Source organism: Micromonospora sp. NPDC047670, from assembly GCF_043204915.1.
Lineage (GTDB): Bacteria > Actinomycetota > Actinomycetes > Mycobacteriales > Micromonosporaceae > Micromonospora.
Genome location: NZ_JBIDDA010000034.1, coordinates 1 through 3,911 on the forward strand (window position 1 = coordinate 1; position 3,911 = coordinate 3,911).

The 3,911-nt window shown below is 72.8% G+C and carries 1 protein-coding gene; it reads left to right on the forward strand.

Annotation, left to right across the window (positions count from 1 at the left end; translation table 11 throughout):
* Positions 1-39 precede the first annotated feature (39 nt).
* Positions 40-3,911: beta-ketoacyl synthase N-terminal-like domain-containing protein (locus ACGF7U_RS31765; RefSeq protein WP_393113080.1), on the forward strand; the 3,872-nt coding region annotated here is incomplete at its 3' end.

The following is a 3,911-nucleotide window of genomic DNA, read 5'->3' on the forward strand; positions in this document are numbered from 1 at the left end:
GCGCAGGTGGTGGTGGCGGATGTGCGGTGGGATCGGTTTGTGTCGTCGTTCACGGCGATGCGGCCGAGTCGTCTCTTCACCGAGATCCCCGAGGCACAGTCGGCCATCGAGGCCGCGGCCCGCACCGAGGACGTCCCCACCGACCAGGCTTCCGCCCTCCGCCGGCGACTTGCCGCACTGCCGCCGTCGGAGGCCGAGGCGAACCTGCTCGACCTCGTGCGCTCCCAGGTGGCCGCGGTGCTCGGCCACGCCACCGTGGAGTCCGTGCCGCCGGATCGCGCGTTCCAGCGCCTCGGCTTCGACTCGCTCACCGCGGTCGAGCTGCGCAACCGGCTGACCGCCGAGACGGGCCTCGCGCTGCCCAGCACGCTCGTCTTCGACCACCCGACGCCGGCCGCCCTGGTCGCCTTCATCCGCCAGACCGTGCTCGGCGCCGCGGACGGATCGCCGGCCGAACGCAGGGTCGCCGCCGTCGACGACGACCCGATCGTGATCGTGGGGATGGGCTGCCGCCTCCCGGGTGGTGTCGGATCGCCGGACGAGTTCTGGCAGCTGCTCTCCACGGGACGCGACGGCATCTCCGACTTCCCCCTCGACCGGGGCTGGGACAACCTCCTGGACGGCGGCCTTTCCGACACGTCGTTCGTCCGCAGCGGCGGCTTCGTCTACGACGCCGGTGAGTTCGACGCCGAGTTCTTCGGCATCTCGCCCCGCGAGGCCCTCGCCATGGACCCGCAGCAGCGGCTGCTGCTGGAGACGTCCTGGGAGGCGGTCGAGTCCGCCGGCATCGACCCGACCAGCCTGAAGGGAGGCGCGGTCGGCGTCTTCGCCGGCGCCAGCTTCCAGGGGTACGCCAGCGGATCGGTGGGTCGCGCCCAGGAGGTCGGCGGCCATCTGCTCACCGGCAACGCGACCAGTGTGCTGTCGGGTCGGGTGGCGTACTCGTTCGGGTTCGAGGGGCCAGCGGTGACGGTGGACACGGCGTGTTCGTCGTCGTTGGTGGCGTTGCACCTGGCGGTGCAGGCGCTGCGGTCCGGGGAGTGCGACCTGGCCCTCGCCGGCGGCGTCTGCGTCATGGCGTCCCCGGCCACCTTCGCCGAGTTCTCGATTCAGGGCGGCCTGTCGGCCGACGGCCGGTGCAAGTCGTTCGCGGACGCCGCGGATGGCACCGGCTGGTCCGAGGGCGTCGGTGTCCTGGTCGTGCAGCGGTTGTCGGACGCGCGGCGGGAGGGTCGGCGGATTCTGGCGGTGGTGCGCGGCACGGCGGTGAACCAGGACGGGGCGTCGAACGGGTTGACGGCGCCGAACGGTCCGTCGCAGCAGCGGGTGATTCGGCAGGCGCTCGCCAACGCCCGGCTGGACGTCGGTGACGTGGATGTGGTGGAGGCGCACGGTACGGGTACCACGTTGGGTGATCCGATCGAGGCGCAGGCGCTGTTAGCAACGTATGGGCAGGGCCGGGATGAGCCGCTTTTGTTGGGTTCGGTGAAGTCGAACATCGGTCACACGCAGGCGGCGGCCGGGGTGGCGGGCATCATCAAGATGATCTTGTCGATGCGGGCGGGTGTGGTTCCGGCGACGTTGCACGTGGATGCGCCGTCGTCGCATGTGGATTGGTCGTCGGGTGCGGTGGAGTTGGTGACGCGGCCGCGTGAGTGGCCGGCGGTGGGTCGTCCGCGTCGGGCGGCGGTGTCCTCGTTCGGCATCTCCGGCACGAACGCGCACGTCATCCTGGAGCAGCCCGACTCCGCGCCGGAGCGTGAGTCGGTGCCGGCAGCGCATCCGGCGCCTGCGGCAGGGGAACTCCTGGCCGCGGCGGTGGAGCCCGTGGCCGGGCCGCGGCCGGAGCCCGTCTCGGCCCCGGTCGAGGGCACGGCCACCGGGGTGCCGGTGCCGTGGGTGGTGTCGGCGCGCTCGGCGCGGGGTCTGGTGGGTCAGGCGGCGCGGCTGACGTCGTTCGTGCGGGATCGTTCCGATCTGTCGGTGGTGGATGTGTCGTGGTCGTTGGCGAGGACGCGGGCGGCGTTGGAGCACCGGGCGGTGGTGTGGGGTTCGACGGTCGAGGAGTTGTCGGCGGGCCTGTCGGCGGTCGCCGAGGGCCGGCCGGCGGTGTCGGGTGTGGTGTCGGTGGGTCGTCGTGCGGTGTTGTTCACGGGGCAGGGTTCGCAGCGGGTGGGGATGGGCCGGGAGTTGTACGACGCGTTCCCGGTGTTCGCGGCGTCCTTCGACGCGGTGTGCGCGGAGATCGATCCGCTGTTGCCGCGTCCGTTGCGGGAGGTGGTGTTCGCGGCGCCCGGATCTGCGGATGCCGAGCTGTTGGATCAGACGGTGTTCGCGCAGGCGGGTTTGTTCGCGGTCGAGGTGGCGTTGTGGGAGTTGCTGTCGTCGTGGGGTGTGCGGGCGGACTTCCTGGCGGGTCATTCGATCGGTGAGGTGACGGCGGCGTACGTGGCGGGGATGTTGTCGTTGTCGGACGCGTGTGTTCTGGTGGCGGCGCGCGGGAGGCTGATGCAGGCGTTGCCGGCTGGTGGCGTGATGGCGGCGGTGGGTGCGTCCGAGGATGCGGTGCGGGAGGTCATCGACCTGACGGGCGTGGCGGTGGATGTCGCGGCGGTGAATGGTCCGGCGTCGGTGGTGGTGTCGGGTGTCGTCGGCGAGGTCGCGTCGGTGGTGGCGGCGTGTCGTGAGCGGGGGTGGCGGGTCAAGGAACTCGCGGTCAGTCATGCGTTCCACTCGCGGTTGATGGATCCGATGCTGGACGAGTTCGCGTCGGTGGTGGCGGGGCTGGACTGGCGGGTGCCGCGGGTGCCGGTGGTGTCGAACGTGACGGGTGCGGTCGCGGATCCGCTGGAGCTGGTGGACCCCGAGTACTGGGTGCGGCATGTGCGGCAGCCGGTGCGGTTCGCCGACGGGGTGGCGGCTCTGCGGGCGCAGGGTGTGGACACGTTCCTGGAGGTCGGCCCGGACGCGGTCCTCACCGCCATGGCCGCCGAGGGGGAGCCGACCGGCGACGTCCGGTACGTCGCCACGCTGCGCCGCAACCAGCCCGACCTCACCGCGCTCACCAGCGCCGCCGGGCACCTCTGGGTCGCCGGCGCCGCGGTCGACTGGGCCGCCTACCACCGGCAGACCGGCGCGCGACCGCGCGTGGTCGACCTGCCCACGTACGCCTTCGACCGGCAGCGCTACTGGCTGGACGACCCGCGGCCCCACCCGGCTTCCGAGCGCGCGAACGCCCCGTCCGACGAGCGGTTCTGGGCCGCGGTCGAGTCCGGGGACCTCGGCGTGCTGGGCGACGAGCTGGCGGTGGGGGCGGACGAGCCGTCCGCCGCGCTGCTGCCCAAGCTCGCCCGGTGGCGGCGGACGACGCAGCAGCGGGCCGCCGTCGACTCCTGGCGGTACCAGGCGACGTGGCAGACGGCTGCCGCGCCGGAGTCCGCGACCCTGGCGGGAACCTGGCTGCTGCTGACGGCGGCCGGGCAGGAGAACCACCCCCTGGCCGCGGAGCTGGCCACCCGGGCCGCCCGGACGATCCCGGTGCGGATCCCCGCCGGCGCGGACCGGGACCGGGTGGCGCGGCTGCTGCGGGACGCCATGGGGGCCGACGACCGGGACGCGAACGTGGTGTCCCTGTTGTCGCTGACCGAACCGCCGGAGCCGGGCGCGGTTCCGGCCGTCGCCGAGGTGTCGACGGCGCTGACGGTCGTGCAGGCGCTGACCGACGCCGGCGGCACGGGCCGGTTGTGGTGGCTGACCTGTGGGGCGGTGTCGGTGGGCGGCTCCGACGTGCTCACCGACGTCGCGGGTGCTGCAGTGTGGGGTCTGGGTCGGGTGGTGGGTTTGGAGTTGCCGTTGCGGTGGGGTGGGTTGGTGGATGTGCCGGTGGTGGTGGAGGGGGGTGTGGTGGATCG